Source organism: Psychrobacillus vulpis, assembly GCF_006861825.1.
In the GTDB taxonomy this organism is placed as follows: domain Bacteria; phylum Bacillota; class Bacilli; order Bacillales_A; family Planococcaceae; genus Psychrobacillus; species Psychrobacillus vulpis.
Genome location: NZ_VDGI01000001.1, coordinates 199,303 through 214,238, shown reverse-complemented (window position 1 = coordinate 214,238; position 14,936 = coordinate 199,303). Strand labels below are relative to the sequence as shown.

Annotated in this window: 19 protein-coding genes and 1 other annotated feature; of the genes, 15 read left to right on the top strand and 4 right to left on the bottom strand. The window is 35.1% G+C overall.

The window, feature by feature from the left end:
* Window positions 1-9 precede the first annotated feature (9 nt).
* Genes FG384_RS01050 through FG384_RS01040 form a run of 3 tightly spaced genes read left to right on the top strand, consistent with a single transcriptional unit; the run spans window position 10 to window position 1,113 of the window.
* Window positions 10-492 carry a Na+/H+ antiporter subunit E gene (locus FG384_RS01050; protein ID WP_142640702.1) on the top strand — a complete coding sequence of 161 codons (483 nt, stop codon included), beginning with the start codon at window positions 10-12 and terminating at the stop codon, window positions 490-492.
* Complete coding sequence (locus tag FG384_RS01045; protein WP_142640701.1) at window positions 492-776, top strand: Na(+)/H(+) antiporter subunit F1; 285 nt, start codon at window positions 492-494, stop codon at window positions 774-776. Before FG384_RS01050 ends, FG384_RS01045 begins: the two co-directional genes overlap by 1 nt.
* Entirely contained in the window at window positions 733-1,113 is a 381-nt protein-coding gene (locus FG384_RS01040) for a Na+/H+ antiporter subunit G (RefSeq protein ID WP_142640700.1), read from the top strand. The genes FG384_RS01045 and FG384_RS01040 overlap by 44 nt, the downstream gene beginning before the upstream one ends.
* 290 nt (window positions 1,114-1,403) lie before the next feature.
* On the opposite strand, the gene FG384_RS01035 is transcribed toward FG384_RS01040, so the two are convergent.
* Window positions 1,404-2,639 (bottom strand): MFS transporter, encoded by a 1,236-nt coding sequence (locus FG384_RS01035; protein ID WP_142640699.1) that lies wholly within the window; start codon window positions 2,637-2,639, stop codon window positions 1,404-1,406.
* A 63-nt stretch (window positions 2,640-2,702) separates the two neighbouring features.
* Window positions 2,703-2,961 (bottom strand) — a binding site (T-box leader).
* 250 nt (window positions 2,962-3,211) lie between these two features.
* Here FG384_RS01035 and brnQ point away from each other — a divergent pair.
* Window positions 3,212-4,567, top strand: a complete 1,356-nt coding sequence (gene brnQ, locus FG384_RS01030; RefSeq protein WP_142640698.1) for a branched-chain amino acid transport system II carrier protein — start codon at window positions 3,212-3,214, stop codon at window positions 4,565-4,567.
* Between the two features lie 235 nt (window positions 4,568-4,802).
* Here brnQ and FG384_RS01025 read toward each other — a convergent pair whose 3' ends face one another.
* Both FG384_RS01025 and FG384_RS01020 read right to left on the bottom strand, forming a co-directional pair.
* Window positions 4,803-5,447 (bottom strand): GntR family transcriptional regulator, encoded by a 645-nt coding sequence (locus FG384_RS01025; protein ID WP_142640697.1) that lies wholly within the window; start codon window positions 5,445-5,447, stop codon window positions 4,803-4,805.
* An 87-nt stretch (window positions 5,448-5,534) separates the two neighbouring features.
* Complete coding sequence (locus tag FG384_RS01020) at window positions 5,535-6,161, bottom strand: YfbR-like 5'-deoxynucleotidase (RefSeq protein ID WP_142640696.1); 627 nt, start codon at window positions 6,159-6,161, stop codon at window positions 5,535-5,537.
* Between the two features lie 121 nt (window positions 6,162-6,282).
* On the opposite strand from FG384_RS01020, the gene FG384_RS01015 reads away from it, so the two are divergent.
* The 4 genes from FG384_RS01015 to FG384_RS01000 all read left to right on the top strand — a co-directional run bounded on the left by FG384_RS01015 (window position 6,283) and on the right by FG384_RS01000 (window position 8,877).
* On the top strand, window positions 6,283-6,741 hold the full coding sequence (locus tag FG384_RS01015) for a DinB family protein (RefSeq protein WP_142640695.1): 459 nt from the start codon (window positions 6,283-6,285) through the stop codon (window positions 6,739-6,741).
* A 38-nt stretch (window positions 6,742-6,779) separates the two neighbouring features.
* Window positions 6,780-7,265, top strand: a complete 486-nt coding sequence (locus FG384_RS01010; protein WP_142640694.1) for a TraR/DksA C4-type zinc finger protein — start codon at window positions 6,780-6,782, stop codon at window positions 7,263-7,265.
* A 154-nt stretch (window positions 7,266-7,419) separates the two neighbouring features.
* A complete protein-coding gene (locus FG384_RS01005; protein ID WP_142640693.1) occupies window positions 7,420-7,809 on the top strand; it encodes a thiol-disulfide oxidoreductase DCC family protein in 390 nt (129 codons plus the stop codon).
* 75 nt (window positions 7,810-7,884) lie between these two features.
* Entirely contained in the window at window positions 7,885-8,877 is a 993-nt protein-coding gene (locus tag FG384_RS01000; RefSeq protein WP_142640692.1) for an NAD(P)/FAD-dependent oxidoreductase, read from the top strand.
* A 125-nt stretch (window positions 8,878-9,002) separates the two neighbouring features.
* Here the strand turns inward: FG384_RS01000 and FG384_RS00995 are convergent, their stop codons facing one another.
* Entirely contained in the window at window positions 9,003-9,377 is a 375-nt protein-coding gene (locus FG384_RS00995; protein WP_142640691.1) for a nucleotide excision repair endonuclease, read from the bottom strand.
* 143 nt (window positions 9,378-9,520) lie between these two features.
* Between FG384_RS00995 and FG384_RS00990 the strand changes: the two genes are divergently transcribed.
* The 7 genes from FG384_RS00990 (at window position 9,521) to FG384_RS00960 (ending at window position 14,908) form a co-directional block, all read left to right on the top strand.
* Window positions 9,521-10,021, top strand: a complete 501-nt coding sequence (locus FG384_RS00990; RefSeq protein ID WP_142640690.1) for a DinB family protein — start codon at window positions 9,521-9,523, stop codon at window positions 10,019-10,021.
* A gap of 72 nt (window positions 10,022-10,093) precedes the next feature.
* Entirely contained in the window at window positions 10,094-11,077 is a 984-nt protein-coding gene (locus tag FG384_RS00985) for a diaminopimelate dehydrogenase (RefSeq protein ID WP_142640689.1), read from the top strand.
* Between the two features lie 56 nt (window positions 11,078-11,133).
* A complete protein-coding gene (locus FG384_RS00980) occupies window positions 11,134-12,078 on the top strand; it encodes a dipeptidase (RefSeq protein ID WP_142640688.1) in 945 nt (314 codons plus the stop codon).
* 147 nt (window positions 12,079-12,225) lie between these two features.
* Window positions 12,226-12,696 carry a hypothetical protein gene (locus tag FG384_RS00975; protein WP_142640687.1) on the top strand — a complete coding sequence of 157 codons (471 nt, stop codon included), beginning with the start codon at window positions 12,226-12,228 and terminating at the stop codon, window positions 12,694-12,696.
* 12 nt (window positions 12,697-12,708) lie between these two features.
* Window positions 12,709-13,086, top strand: coding sequence for a DUF3221 domain-containing protein (locus tag FG384_RS00970; RefSeq protein WP_142640686.1), 378 nt, complete (start codon window positions 12,709-12,711; stop codon window positions 13,084-13,086).
* Between the two features lie 150 nt (window positions 13,087-13,236).
* Window positions 13,237-14,409 carry an MFS transporter gene (locus tag FG384_RS00965; RefSeq protein WP_142640685.1) on the top strand — a complete coding sequence of 391 codons (1,173 nt, stop codon included), beginning with the start codon at window positions 13,237-13,239 and terminating at the stop codon, window positions 14,407-14,409.
* Between the two features lie 145 nt (window positions 14,410-14,554).
* Complete coding sequence (locus FG384_RS00960; protein ID WP_142640684.1) at window positions 14,555-14,908, top strand: hypothetical protein; 354 nt, start codon at window positions 14,555-14,557, stop codon at window positions 14,906-14,908.
* Window positions 14,909-14,936 lie beyond the last annotated feature (28 nt).

The window sequence follows — 14,936 nt, the reverse complement described above, 5'->3', positions numbered from 1 at the left end:
TGACGCTAAATGCCAGCACAATTTTTACTTAATTTATTTATTGCTTTTCTTTGGATGGTGTTACAGGATGAGGATGAACTTAAGATTACAACGTTTTTCTCAGGGTTTCTTGTTGGAATCGGGATAATCTTTTTAATGCATCGTTTTTTTGGAACACAATTTTATTTAAGAAGATTGATTTCTATTATCAAGTTGTTTTTTATATTCATATCTGAGTTAGCTGCCTCGAGTGTATTAATCAGTAAACAAATATTAAGCCCTAAGTTAAAAATAAAACCTGGTATTTTTACATATAAAACTAAACTCCGCGGGGATTGGGAAATAACTACTTTAGCGATGCTATTAACCCTAACTCCAGGATCGGTTGTAATGGAAGTGAACCCAGAAGGAGATATGTTTTACATTCATGCGATGGATTTAGAAAAATCAAAAGCTGATGTACTAAGGTCGATAGGGAAATTTGAAAAAGCAATTATGGAGGTGACTCGCTAATGGTGGAAAAGATACTTTTAACTGCACTTGCATTATTTGCTTTCTCTATTGCAATCGCTCTATATAGAATTATTAAAGGACCGTCGATGCCCGATCGAACAGTTGCTTTAGATATGATTGGTGTAAATTTAATTTCATCAATTGCAGTTATCTCTATTGTGCTAAAAACAAAGGCATTTCTAGAAGCGATTCTTATTTTAGGAATACTTGCTTTCATAAGTACAATCGCTATTTCAAAATATGTGGAAAGGGGGGTTATTGTTGAACACAAGTCAGATAATTGAACTAGGAGCTGCATTGCTCATACTTCTCGGAAGTATAATGAGTGTAATAAGTGCGTTTGGAATTATTCGTCTACCCGATGTATATACTCGATCTCATGCAGCGACGAAAAGTTCAACTTTAGCAGTGTTATTATCCCTTTCCGGAGCATTTGTATACTTTTGGGTGCACGAAGGTTTTATTAGTGTTAGATTGCTACTAGGAATTGTATTTGTGTTTTTGACAGCTCCAGTTGCAGGTCATCTAATTACAAGAGCAGCGTATCGTTCTAAAGTAAAGCTGACGGACAACTCCTCGGATGATGCATTGAAAGAAGTGCTTTTTCCTGAAGACAAATAAGGCAGTGCCATTTTACACGAGATAGTTGCATTAGAATTGTACCTAATGTTTTATCACGTTGTATATTACTGAATTTTATGGATACAAGGGGCGTGACATTGTCATGCCCCTTGTATTTTTTCGAAGAATTAGGAAGTATAAAAACTAGGTATGTCATGAATCAGTAATCATGGACTTTGGTTCAAGGATTCCGTTACAAGCGGAAATCTACGGTTATTCTTCTTAGAAGGACCAGGATTACCGCTAATGTTTAGAGGGAAGTGACTCGGTCACTTTCCTCCAACTGGAGTTCATACTTCATTTACATTCGAATAGTACCTACTTTGAGAAGGTTTAACACTAAATACTAATAATAGGATTGTAATAGCTAGCATTAGTAATGATCCTATAATTACTACTGGCTGAATAGAGATGAGTTGTGCTGTAACCCCAATAATAATAGTAGTCATAATTACTAAACATGCTTCAAATAGTCCGTATATACTTCCGATTCTTCCCATTACATCTACTGGAATATTGTTTTGGTAAAACGTTTGAAACCCAGTATTGGCAAAAGCAAGTGAGAAGGCAAGGATAAAAAATCCTACAGCAGCAATCGAGAAAGAACTAGAAAAAGCGTAAACATTATAGCCTATGGAGACAAACAATGAGCCGCATCCAATTAGGAAGGATGTTTTTAGCTTATTTATACAAACCGTGTTTACAATTGCACCTACAATAATACCAGCTCCAGCAATACTTACTAGAAAACCATATTCACTGTCAGATAGATAAAGTACTGATTTAGCAAATGCAGCTTCCTGAGAGTCTAAAGCTGTTGCCATTACCATTATGCAACTAAACAAAAAATAAATGAACATAATGTAAGCGTAACGATAACTGAAATTCAGAACAATGCGCCAATCCTTTTTGATAACATCGAAAGATAAATTAGTATCCGATTGGTTAATGGAAGTATCCTTTTCTAGATTAGGCATAAATAGTGTAATGATGCCTGAGAAAAATAGAGCGATTGCATTCATATAAATTGCTACTACTGGTGTGTCTAATAGGAAAAGAATACCGGCTATAGCTGGGCCGATTAAAAAAGCCCCAGAGTCTATTAAACCGCGTAAAGAATTAAAACGTTTTCTTTGCTCTATTGGTATTAATTTTGTTATATAGGTCATGGATGTTGGTTCGAACATAGAACTGCCCATATTAATAACAAAGGCGATTGCATATATGATCCAAAGATTAGAAACTAAAGGTAGAACTGCTATGAGTAACGCTCGAAAAAGGTCAAGAACTACCATTAGATTGCGTTTATTTATGCGGTCAATTACGCTTCCAGCCCATATATTTGTAAACAGTGTAGCAAGAGGTTTAACAATATAAAGGCCTGCTACTGCAAGTGGTGAGTTGGTCATGTCTAAAATGATCAAATTAAGTGCAATTAAATAAATCCATGCACCAAAATTAGATATTCCTATTCCTAACAATAATATGGAAGGGTACTTCCAGTCTAATAACAATTTCTTAAACATTGGGTTGTTCTCCTTTCTTTTGAAAAAATGCAAATAAAAAAACCTCACCCCCAAGACTGTTGTCTTGGGGACGAGATTTAGAAAGTCGTGGTACCACCCCAGTTTATTAATATGTCGCCATATTAATCTCATTCGGTACGGCGAATACAAGATTTGCGTATACCTAAGCTCTATAACGGGAGCTCCCGTCACACCATCCCCATATCTGGTTCCAATGTACTGCTCAGAGGCTTGTTTCAATAAAAAATTCTTACTCCTTTTCAGCAACCGGAGCTCTCTGCAAAAGAATTTCTTTATTTACTCTTCTCTTCACTGCATTTAAATTTTACCAATAGTAACATAATCCACGTAAATATGTAAATGCTAAATGTAAAAGTATATTGTTATAATAAAATAAATGTTCTATTAATTTCGTCTAATATATTGCATTCTACTGAAATCCATAGTATCATCAGTTCTGATATATTGCATACTGATTAAATGGTAGAAATCATTTGTATAGTATTCATCTAAGAGAAATTACGGCATAAAAGAAAAAATGATTTTGGTATCATTTACAGGAGGCAGAATAAATGAGTAAGAAATTATCATTTTCCAATTATCTTGTTATTGGAGTAATGCTATTTGCTTTATTTTTTGGAGCTGGTAACTTAATCTTTCCAGCGAGTTTAGGACAGAACGCAGGAACAAATGTGTGGTGGGCGGTTTTAGGATTTTTAGCAACTGGGATAGGGCTACCTTTCTTAGGTACACTTGCAATGGGTTTTTCAGGTAGTAAAAACTTACAAGACTTATCAAGTAGAGTGCATCCTGTATTTGCTGTTATATTTACATCTTTATTGTACTTAACTATTGGACCATTTTTTGCATTACCAAGAACTGGTGCTGTATCGTACGAAGTAGGAGTTTTGCCTTTCATTAATCCAGACTATGGCCAAATAGGTTTATTAATATTTACAATAATATTCTTTGGAGTGACGTTATTATTTTCACTGAATCCATCTAAAATTGTAGATAATGTAGGAAAGTATCTATCTCCAGGAATTATTATTGGGTTATTTGTTTTACTATTGTTTGTTGTCATCAAACCAATGGGTGGATTTGAGTCACCACATGGAAGTTATGTGGACAACGCATTCATGACAGGCTTTTTAGAAGGATACAATACGATGGATGCATTAGCTTCATTAGTATTTGGTATTATCGTAATTACTGCAATACGTGAGATGGGGGTAACATCAACAAAAGGAATTATCGTTGCAACCGCAAAGTCTGGCGGGATTGCCATTTTCTTTTTAGGAGTTATTTATACCGGTATTGCATATTTGGGAGCGACAAGTACAGAGCTTTTCGGTTTATTTGAAAATGGAGGTCCAGTATTAAGTAGTGCATCTGGCCATTATTTCGGATCTTTTGGAGCAGTTCTTTTATCTGTTGTTATTTTCTTGGCTTGTTTAACTACAAGTATTGGATTAACTACAGCATGTGGAGAGTACTTCCACACATTAATGCCGAAAATTAGTTATAAGACATTCGTAATTTTCTTCAGTGTGTTTACTTGTATTATTGCTAACTTTGGATTATCGAACATTATTACTTATTCTATTCCAGTGTTGATGTTGTTGTATCCTTTAGCAATTGTGCTAATCTTGTTAACGTTTCTTTCACCTTTATTTAACCATGCAAGACTTGTGTATGTAAGTGTTATGTTCATAACGTTTTTAATTAGTGTTATCGATGGTTTTAAAGCATTATGTAGTTCTCTGGACATCGAATATTATGAATGGATGAAACCAATTGTAGCACTTTACGAAAATTATTTGCCTTTTTACGACGTAGGTTTAGGCTGGCTAATTCCAGTTTTAGTTGTTACAGTTATTACTGGCATAATCTCGAAGATTCAAAAAGTACAAACGAAAACAGTATAAAAGAAAAGGGGCCACTTCATAGTGGGCCCTTTTTTAGATATTTTCATTATCCAAACCAAATGCACTATTCCCATTTCTGATTCAAGAAGGTGATGGACAAACATCCTTCATAATATAACTAAAAATAGAGGAGCTGGAAGTGACGAAATCACTTCCAGCTCCTCTAAAACAGACGGTAAGTATATGTGAGGTCAAAGCACCCGGGAAATGCACTTAAAGGGCGCTTGCGTCTTTCTTAAAATTCTTCAATTGTGTAAATCCAATTTGCACGCATTGTTTCTGCTAATCTTTGAGCATCTTTTTCTCGAAGTAGACGGATAATCTCAGCATGTTGCTCGATGGAATGCTCTCTTAATATTATCTTTTCGTAATAGAATAACCTACGTACATGTGCTTGTAGCATCTCTATCATAGAGAGTATGTATGGATTATTAGCGCTATCTACAATAATTTGATGGAATTCTTCGTCCACCTTTAAAGCAGTAGTGAATTCTTTTGCATAGAGTGCATCTGCAAATTGCTTGTTTTTTTCTTCCAACAGTTGTAGAGTATCATTATCCATATTTGTAATGGCAAGCTCTGCTGAAAGCGCTTGCAATACAGCTAATGGAGGTAACAGATTATTGATATCCTCTGTTTGTACAGCTGTAACTTGAGTTGCTTTTCCAGGCTGCATCGTTACAAAACCTTGAGATTCTAAAAGTTGCAATGATTCTCTTATAGGAGTTCTACTGACCCCTAATGCTTGTGCAAGCTCTATATCGTTTAGTTTCTCTTCGGGCTGAAGTGTACCATCGATGATCCACTGCTGTAATTGATTGAAAGCGTGGAGCTTAGCGGTCGTGCGGACAGGTTTAGCATGATTAACTGGTATAGGCATATTATAACCCTCCCTCAATTATCTTAATAGTTCAATAATATTATACACTATATTATACAATATATCGTATTTTTCCCTCAAATTATTTTATTCTACAAGAATTTTCAATGTAATAGATTTAACATCAATAACAGATTCCTCTGCCATTATATCTTGGAGCATGACTTCTTTAAAATAAGAAACACTTTTAGGTAGTTGTATTTGAAGAATTTTTCTCAAAGCAGTTTCATACATTTTTAAAAATTCCGCATCTGTATTTCCACGTTGCAACTCTGCAAAAGCTTCATATACTTGGTCCAGCTTGTCTGCTAGTTCTAGTAATCTTCCTTCAACAGTTGCATCTTTACCTTCTTTCATTCGTTCAAAAAAGACTGGTTGAAACTCTTTTGGGATTTCATTTAATATAAATTTTTCCATCATTTTTTCTTCCACATGAGTAAGCATTTGTTTCAGTTCTGGTGAAGCATGTTTTACAGGAGTTTTAATATCACCTATAAAAATTTCTGCAAAGTCATGGTTAATAGTTTTTTCGTATAATGATTTCCAGTTAATAATTATACCATTATTTTCTTCAATAGTAGCAAAGAACATTGCATACTGAGAAACCTTCCAAGAATGCGCAGCCACATTATGCTCTTCAAATTTAAATCGTCCAGGACAGCGTATAATCCTTTCTAAATCGTTCATGCTCATAAAAAATTTATGAATTCCCATTACAACCACTCCTTATATTTATAATATTTCTATTTCAAAAAATAATGTAATGAAAAGGTATATGAAAGCTACATAAAGTAATGTACTATTATGAAAACTGGCGAAGGAAAGGAAAGTAAAAATGATTAAAGAAACAATAGCGCAACTACAATTTGTTGCGAATACAATTGAGAGTTTACTGGATCACATAGATGAAAACTTCCTGCATAATCGTCCAATTCCAGATAAAATGAGTGTTTGGGAAGTTTGTGTACACCTTTCACAAATTCCACAGGGAGATTTGCATATTCTAAAAGGTTATTCGGAACAGCAAATGACTTTATACTATGATTCGACTTTGCCAAAAGATATAAAGAATGTAAAAGTTCAATTTACTACAGGTATACGTGAACTGATTCAGCATATTGAAACATTGACAGAAGAACAATTAACAAATAAATTTACAACATATTGGGGAAGTGAGTACAACTCTGCAGAGTGGTTTATCCAAATTGTGAACCATTTAGTTCATCATCGTGCACAGTTATACCAATATTTATTATTCCTAAATCGTGATGTACAAATAGTTTTATTTCGATGAAATATGGGAATCCTTATATTAATGAAGGAGGAATCTCAATGTCGAAATACGATGATATAAAAGATACATTAGAAAAGCGTTTAGACGAGCTTGAACATAGTATGGAAAACGATGAGGAATTTGAAACAACCGAATTATCTAATTACGATAATCATCCTGCTGATAATGCAACGGACTTAACAGACAAACATACGCGTTTAGCATTAAGAAAACACTCAGAAGATGAGATAAACGATATAAAAGAAGCTTTAACGGCAATTAAGGAAGGTACGTACGGAGTATGTTCAGTATGTTCGAAGGAAATTCCAATGGAAAGATTGGAGGCGGTTCCCACTGCAACAACTTGTGTAGAACATGCGCAACAAGAGGTCGATGAGTCGATTCGTCCAGTAGAAGAATCTATTTTAAATTCATCCACCGATCAGCCAGTGGATGATGAAGATCCTAGAATTCGTGATTATGAGAACAGCTTTGATGATTTAGAAGAAGTCGGTTCTTCTGACACACCGTCCGATAAACAGTGAATATGTGGGATGTCTCCTAAGTCCATGCGGCTTTTGAGACATCTTTTTTATGATTTTTTATTATCATACCGTAAAAAGTTGTTGAATCTACCAAACAGGTTAACTAAGCAAAACAATATGCACTATAGTAAACTAAAGAAAAGGAGGAATTCATATGACTGCTATTGTCTTATTCGATGGGGAATGTAACTTTTGCGATTCCAGTGTTCAATTCATTATTGCAAGAGATCCAAATGGATACTTTCGTTTTGCAGCTTTGCAAAGTGATATTGGGATAGAACTTAAAAAGAAATATCGAATACCAGAAAAACTGGATGGCGTAATAGTAATTGAAAATAATAAAGTATATGATTCCTCCGATGCTGCGCTTGTAATATGTAAAAATTTAAAGGGAATGTGGAAGGTATTTTATCCATTCATAGTAATTCCTAAGTACATAAGTGATATTATGTACAAACTAGTCGCTAAAAATAGATACAAATGGTTTGGGAAAAAGGACAGCTGTACAATTCCATCTCCAGAAATACGAAACCGATTTCTGTAAGGTATGTTCAATATATGATACGGTATTGTTGAGAATTATTTACATTTTCTTATTAGCAGTGGGGTGAAAACAAGTATGGACGATAATTTATATGATGTAATCATTATTGGCGGTGGTCCAACAGGGTTGTTTGCTTCTTTTTACGCTGGACTACGTGATTTAAAAGTGAAAATAATAGATAGCTTACCTCAGCTTGGTGGTCAGCTAATGGAGCTTTACCCAGATAAATATATTTATGATATAGGTGGCATCCCGAAGATCTTAGCTAAAGATTTAGTAGCGAATTTGGAAGAGCAAGCTGCATACAGTAACCCGACCGTTTGCCTAGAAGAATCCGTTATTTCGTTTGAAAAATTATCTGATCATTTTGTATTAACGACGGATAAAACAGTGCATTATTCAAAAACTATTTTGCTTACTTCTGGAATAGGTTCTTTCCAACCTCGTAAGTTAAACGTACCGGGAGCAGCAGAGTATGAAGGGAAAAACCTTCATTACAAAGTCCAAGATATAAATCATTTCAATGGCTCAAATGTACTTGTTTTAGGTGGAGGAGACTCTGCACTGGATTGGTCCTTAATGTTAGAGAATGTTGCTTCGAATGTAACCATTTGTCATCGAAAAGAGCAATTTACAGCTCATGAAATGACGGTTCAACAGCTACAACAATCGAAAGTACAAGTAAAAACACCATATGGAATAAAAGAAGTAATCGGTGATGGTCAGAATGTTCAAGAAGTTATTATAGTTGGGAAAGATAAATCAGAACAACGAATTCCAGTCGATCATGTCATTGTTAACTACGGTAATGTCGCCTCGCTTGGTCCTCTAAAAGATTGGGGACTTAATATGGAAAAAAACTCCATAGTAGTAAATGAAAAAATGGAGACGAATATAGAGGGGATATATGCTGCAGGAGATGTATGCACGCATGGTGGGAAAGTAAAACTAATTGCGGTTGGTTTTGGCGAGGTGCCGAATGCAATCAGTCATATTAAAACATTTATTGATCCGAAATCACGTGTTCAACCAAAGCACAGTACAAGTATTTTTGAAAAAGGGGAATAGAATTGCCAAACAATCTATGAATACTGAAACTGGAAATGATTTTCTGCGACGAGCTTTGCGCAGGACGAAAATTTCTATAAAATAAGAAATTCCCATGACACCTAGTAGTGACATGGGAATTATTGTTACTTGTAGAATACTTTTTCGATATTGTATTTTGCTTTTAGTGTATTGATTGCATACGTTTCGTAGATTTCACGATCCATTGGTTCTTCAACAACACATACACTTATTTTGTATACTTCTTCACGATGTTTAATCATCGGTGAAACATTATCCTCGAAGTGTTTTTTGATGCGTTGTCTAATTTTACGTGCTTTTCCTACGAATAAAAGCTCATCATTTTTGTTATAAAACATAAAAATTCCGCCTTTATCACGAGGGATTTGGTGGAAGTCGATGAATCCATAAATCGATGGAATTTCTAGTTCGCCTTCTTTCAGCACTTGTTCACGTTGAGTAATAGTAATAGTTGGTTTTGGTAATTCGATTTTAATCAATTCGCTCACGTCCTCTTATTGTCTGTCCTTTAGTCTACCATAACCGAGCAGTAATATCTATTCGGAAAGAAAGTGGTTGAAAGCAGGATTCTACTTATTCTGTATCGAAATATACTTTATAAACTTAAATTGGAGGGTGTTATATGATTAGAAAACTAGATGATTTTTTAACGAATTGGCAACATGAAAGTGATTCGACGCTGAAGATTTTAAATACATTAACGGATGAGTCTTTACATCAAAAAGTATATGAGGAAGGTCGATCTTTAGGTCGACTTGCTTGGCATATAGTTGTTACAATCCATGAAATGATTGGACAAACAGGTTTACAATTTACAGCTACATCACATGATGCACCGCTTCCAGAACATGCAAAAACGATTGCTGATGAGTATAAAAAATCAAGTGATGCTATGGTTCAAGCGATAAAAGAGCAATGGACTGATGAAAGTCTTCAAGAGAAAAAGGACATGTACGGAGAAACATGGTCAGTTGCAACGATTTTACAAATATTAGTTTCACATCAAATACACCACAGAGGACAAATGACTGTTCTTATGCGCCAAGCGGGTCTAGTTGTTCCAGGAATGTATGGACCATCAAAAGAAGAATGGCTTGGATTTGCAGGCGAAGCTCCTGAATAATTATCCATTGACTGTTATAAGTTATACAGTTATTTTAATTAGTAACGATGAACACAATGGAGGAAGAAGTAAATGAGTAAAATTCGAATTGGTATTGTTGGGTACGGTAATTTAGGACGTGGAGTTGAACTAGCTGTTATGCAAAATCCAGATATGGAGCTAGTGGCGGTTTTTACGAGACGTAACCCTTCAACAATTCAAGTTAGTAACGATTCGGTTGGCGTATATTTAGTAGAGGATATTAAAGATTTTCAAGATAAAATAGATGTAATGATTTTATGTGGAGGATCTGCTAAAGATTTGCCAGAACAAACGCCTGAAATTTCTCAATGGTTCCATACAATTGATAGTTTTGACACGCATGCGTTGATTCCTGAATTTTTTGAGAAAGTGGACAAAACTGCCAAAATGTCTGATAAAGTAAGCATTATTTCGGTTGGATGGGATCCAGGTTTATTTTCATTAAATAGATTATTGGGTGAAGTTGTGCTGCCTGTAGGAAATACGTACACATTTTGGGGAGATGGCTTAAGCCAAGGGCATTCAGATGCTGTACGCCGAATTGTTGGTGTAAAAAATGCAGTACAATATACACTTCCTGTGCAGGAAGCGGTAGACAGAGTAAGAAACGGGGAACAGCCTGAACTTTCAACGCGAGAAAAACATAAGAGAGAATGTTTTGTTGTGTTAGAGGAAGGTGCAAGTCGAAAAGAAGTTGAGCAACAAATCATTACTATGCCGAACTATTTTGCAGATTATGATACTACGGTGCATTTTATTTCGGAAGAAGAACTTGAAAAAAATCATAGTGGTATGCCTCATGGAGGGTTCGTTATTAGAAGTGGGGTAAGTGGTAATCAAGACCGACAACTGATGGAGTTTTCATTAAAATTAGAAAGTAATCCTAATTTTACTTCAAGTGTATTAGTTGCTTTTGCACGAGCTGCTTATCGATTGGGACAATTGGGCCAAAGTGGAGCGAAAACAGTTTATGATATTCCATTTGGACTTTTATCGCCAAAGTCGGCAGCACAACTTCGAGCAGAATTATTATAAAAATTTAACCGGTATCTCTTTGAATAGAGTGCCGGTTTTTTTAGGAGGAAAAGCAAATGAAAGTATACGATTTACATTGTGATGTACTATATAAATTAGCAAAAGCTGACACGCCACTCTCTTTCGAAGATTCTTCCTTGCTTCAAGCAAATAAAAAGCTATTAGAAGCAGGAGAAATAGCTTTGCAGTTATTTGCAGTGTTTGTTTCGGAAGGTTTTCCAAAAGAAAAGCGTTTTATGGAAGCCATTCGTCAAATTGAATTTTTCCATACAGAGATTGTAGGGAAGCATGAGAATGTAGTTGCAATTTATCAATGGGATCAGCTCGAAACGCTGAAAGAAGGACAAATTGGGGCAGTATTATCTTTAGAAGGCTTGGATATGATTGAAGGAGACATATTAAAACTAAAGCTTTTATTGTCTCATGGCGTTCGATTAGTAGGGCTTACGTGGAATGGTGCAAATGAAGTTGCGGATGGTGCATCTGAAAATTCAGGAACAGGGTTAACTACGTTTGGTGAAGAAGTAGTAACTTTACTAAACGAACAAAATATTATTATAGATGTATCTCACTTAAGTGAAAAATCGTTTTGGGATGTGTTACCAAAAGCAAAGTGGCTAATGGCAAGTCACTCAAATGCTAGGACAATATGTGATTCGCCAAGAAATTTAACGGATGATCAAATAAAAGCATTAATCGAAAGAGATTCACCAATTCACGTGGTGTACTATCCACAGTTTATCAACAATTCTAAACAACCTTTAGAGATACAAGACTTAGTGAAGCATATAGATCATATTGTTTCTCTTGGTGGGAAACATCTGGTAGGATTGGGTTCAGACTTTGATGGAATCGGAGAATTTGTCTTAGGACTTGAAGATGCATCCAAAACACAAAATTTAGTGGAACAGCTATTAAAAAGCTACTCTACAGAAGAAGTAGAAGGAATTACATCGAGTAACTTCCATCGGTTTGTACAAAAGATTAGCAAGGAGGAATAATACAATTGAGTAGTCTACCAGATTGGTTTTTTGCGGTTGCAATTGCTGTAGTCATTTGTTTCATCCTCGTTGCAGAATGGTGGACGCGAAGAGGGTAAATATTATGTTATACTAGACAAATGAAAAACGAAAAGAAAGAGGAATCACATGCTTACATTTGAAGAAAAAGAAGCAATTATTCAAGAATTTCCGGAGTTAACTCGAAAAGAAGTATCAATGAAACGAGTTAATTACCATTATGAAGATAGCTTATATGAAAAAACAACTGTTGTATATCACCTCCATCCAAATGGAAACGGGTTTGTATATGTAGGAGATCTTTCGCAGTATGACGCAAAAGAAAAAGGTCTTGTTAATATTCGTGAAGCTTCGGCAGATGAATTAAGGCAAATGATTAAAGATTCTATTGCTTATTTAGCTACAGAGGAAGAAGAACTTTTTGATGAAGAAGTAGAAGAAGAGTGGAAGAACAAAGAAAACTCAAAGTTAACATTGTTACAAGAAGATACGCTTTGGAATATTTATCATGGATACAACTTAGAGGAAAGCTTTGGTTCTTATGAAGAAGCTAAATCTTATCTTTTAGAAGAAGGCTTTCGTAAAGTTGGGACAAGATAAGGAGGATTTCATTTGAAAGGGAAATCTACAGTTGCACTTATTTTGGCGGTCCTATTCATTGCTATTGGAGCCACCTTTTATTTTATTATGCAATTTTTCGAAGATAATCCAACTCAACCTCAACCGACCGGCTATATGACAGGTATTATTGTAGATATTAATGAAGATGGTAATATTTTGGTTGTAAGTGATTTATCGGTAGACGAAGTGAAAAATCTTTCTGTCCAAGAAGCAATAGACACTGGAAAAGATGCCACTTGGTTTTCATTAACGATGGATCAACGAAATAAATTAAAATTATATGATGAAGTAAAAGTAGGATATGAAACACTAGCAGAATCATATCCTATGCAAGGATCTGCTAAAACAATTGAAAAACTAAATGAATAAAGTTATATCAAAACTTCGCTATCTGGATTCCAAGTTACTTGGTTTCAGATAGTTTTTTATTTCAGAGTGGATAAGGTTTAATGTTCTACATTGAAATTCTTGTTTTGAAAGGAAAAGCATGGTACTCTTTTGCAAGAAAGTAGGTGTAATATGTCTAAAGATCAAAGAAAAAAACTATTTGTTTTAATGATAAATATGTTTATTGCGGTTGCAAGTTTTGGGATTATTATTCCTATCTTACCTGCCTATTTAAAGTCTATCGGACAAGGCGGAACCGCAGCTGGATTAATGATAGCGATTTTTGCAGGAGCACAGCTTGTAATGTCTCCGATTGCTGGGAAATGGGCAGATCAATATGGAAGAAGAATAATGATCATTGCAGGTTTAAGTGGCTTAGCATTATCTATGTTTGTATTTTATTTTTCTGATTCTGTAAGTATTTTGTATGTTTCACGAGTAATTGGCGGTGTTGGTGCAGCGTTATTAATACCTGCAATCTTTGCATATGTAGCAGATATTACGACAATGGATCAACGTGCAAAGGGAAATAGTTTTATTTCCGCATCTATGTCCCTTGGTATTGTTATTGGCCCCGGAATTGGCGGATTTTTAGCAGATTTCGGTTTGAAAATGCCACTCTTAATTTCTGCGATTGTTGGAGTTGCAGCCGTTATTTTCTCCATGTTTGTATTAAAGGAAAGTAAATTGGAGGAAAGTAACATTCCTGATCAAAAACCTGATCCTATGATGAAGCAACTAGTCCAATCATTTAAGAAACCATATTTTATACCACTAGTTATTACGCTTGTAATGAGCTTTGGGTTGATGGCATATGAATCTGTTTTGGGACTTTTTGTAGATAATGAATTCGGGGCATCACCACAAGATATTGCTTGGATGGTAACAGCGACTGGAATCGTCAGTGTAATTGTTCAGTTATTTGCCGTTGACTGGGTTGTCCGTCGTTTTGGGGAAGCGAATGTGTTAAAGATATTTTTAGGTATAGCCTCTTTAGGATTTTTCCTCTCGATTGTAGCATCGAGTTATGCATTTTTCTTCGTAATTACAATGATTATTTTCCTTTCCACTTCTATATTGCGTCCAGTACTTACGACATTAATATCGAAGTTAGCTGGGCAAGAGCAAGGCTTTGCGATGGGGATGAATAATGCATATATGAGCATTGGAAATGTATTAGGTCCACTCCTAGCAGGATTATTATATGATGTGCATATTATTTATCCGTTTGTTTTAGGATTGATCGTACTGCTTATTACAATGATCGGATCGATTTTGTGGAAGGGTACAAAAAGAGTAGTATAAAAAGAGCTGTTCCATAAGTTATTTTATGGGGCAGCTTTTTTTAGTTGGAATTATGGCACGTTTAGTTGGAATTTAGAAATACAGTTGTGTATATGTATAGGTAATAAGTAAAGCGTCCATATGATGAAATAGGAGGGATGAATTAGTGTTTACTTCAAAAAAGTTTCTAACTATATCCATGATCGTGTTATTACTTGGATCATGTAGTTCTAGAAATCCTATCATTATAGAAGAGTTAAAAAGTATGTCGATTCAATGTTTGGACTCCGAAAGACGGATTGAAATAACAGATGAAAAAATGCTGACAAAAGTGTTAGAAGAAATTAATAATAGTCGTAGGGAAGGTGCACATGAAATGGAGTTCCCAGAAGGACATAGTGTAAATATTGAAACAGTGACAGGAGAAACGTACTCACTCGTTCTGTTTGAGGGAGGTAAGTCCTTAATGGACGGAGATTACATACACTCAAATTTACCTGATTTCTGTGGAAGTGAATGAAATCTAAAGAAGAATTTGTTTTTGGAAA

Bases quoted from the DNA above. Each gene is read 5' to 3' on its own strand.
- FG384_RS01050 (WP_142640702.1), top strand. From the start codon at position 10: ATGCCAGCACAATTTTTACTTAATTTATTTATTGCTTTTCTTTGGATG.
- FG384_RS01045 (WP_142640701.1), top strand. From the start codon at position 492: ATGGTGGAAAAGATACTTTTAACTGCACTTGCATTATTTGCTTTCTCT.
- FG384_RS01040 (WP_142640700.1), top strand. From the start codon at position 733: ATGTGGAAAGGGGGGTTATTGTTGAACACAAGTCAGATAATTGAACTA.
- FG384_RS01035 (WP_142640699.1), bottom strand. From the start codon at position 2,639: ATGTTTAAGAAATTGTTATTAGACTGGAAGTACCCTTCCATATTATTG.
- brnQ (WP_142640698.1), top strand. From the start codon at position 3,212: ATGAGTAAGAAATTATCATTTTCCAATTATCTTGTTATTGGAGTAATG.
- FG384_RS01025 (WP_142640697.1), bottom strand. From the start codon at position 5,447: ATGCCTATACCAGTTAATCATGCTAAACCTGTCCGCACGACCGCTAAG.
- FG384_RS01020 (WP_142640696.1), bottom strand. From the start codon at position 6,161: ATGGGAATTCATAAATTTTTTATGAGCATGAACGATTTAGAAAGGATT.
- FG384_RS01015 (WP_142640695.1), top strand. From the start codon at position 6,283: ATGATTAAAGAAACAATAGCGCAACTACAATTTGTTGCGAATACAATT.
- FG384_RS01010 (WP_142640694.1), top strand. From the start codon at position 6,780: ATGTCGAAATACGATGATATAAAAGATACATTAGAAAAGCGTTTAGAC.
- FG384_RS01005 (WP_142640693.1), top strand. From the start codon at position 7,420: ATGACTGCTATTGTCTTATTCGATGGGGAATGTAACTTTTGCGATTCC.
- FG384_RS01000 (WP_142640692.1), top strand. From the start codon at position 7,885: ATGGACGATAATTTATATGATGTAATCATTATTGGCGGTGGTCCAACA.
- FG384_RS00990 (WP_142640690.1), top strand. From the start codon at position 9,521: ATGATTAGAAAACTAGATGATTTTTTAACGAATTGGCAACATGAAAGT.
- FG384_RS00985 (WP_142640689.1), top strand. From the start codon at position 10,094: ATGAGTAAAATTCGAATTGGTATTGTTGGGTACGGTAATTTAGGACGT.
- FG384_RS00980 (WP_142640688.1), top strand. From the start codon at position 11,134: ATGAAAGTATACGATTTACATTGTGATGTACTATATAAATTAGCAAAA.
- FG384_RS00975 (WP_142640687.1), top strand. From the start codon at position 12,226: ATGCTTACATTTGAAGAAAAAGAAGCAATTATTCAAGAATTTCCGGAG.
- FG384_RS00965 (WP_142640685.1), top strand. From the start codon at position 13,237: ATGTCTAAAGATCAAAGAAAAAAACTATTTGTTTTAATGATAAATATG.